Raw genomic sequence first — 291 nt, 5'->3', positions numbered from 1 at the left:
ACGACCCGCCTGAGCCCGCAGCGCCACCCCACTCTTCCCCGACAGCACCACCGGCAGCACCGGTGCCACCGGCACACCCGCCTCAGCGTCCGGCTCCCCCGGGGCCTCCGGCGCCTCCTCCAGGATCAGGTGCGCGTTCGTTCCGCTGATCCCGAAGGAGGAGACACCCGCACGGCGGGGACGGGAGGAGGCGGGCCACTCCTCGGCCTCCGTGAGGAGGCGGACCTGACCGGACTCCCAGTCGATCTGCGGCGACGGCTCGTCCACGTTCAGGGTGGCCGGGAGCTTCCC

The 291-nt window shown here is 73.5% G+C and carries 1 protein-coding gene; it reads right to left on the bottom strand.

Annotated elements, in window-relative coordinates; genetic code table 11:
* Positions 1-291 (bottom strand): ketoacyl-synthetase C-terminal extension domain-containing protein (locus tag Q0994_RS34000; RefSeq protein ID WP_299542611.1); only part of this gene is annotated, 291 nt, incomplete at both ends.

The sequence above is a fragment of the uncultured Streptomyces sp. genome (assembly GCF_947488945.1).
GTDB lineage: Bacteria > Actinomycetota > Actinomycetes > Streptomycetales > Streptomycetaceae > Streptomyces.
The sequence above is the reverse complement of the archived record's forward strand: the minus strand, read 5'-3'. Positions and strand labels throughout refer to the sequence as shown.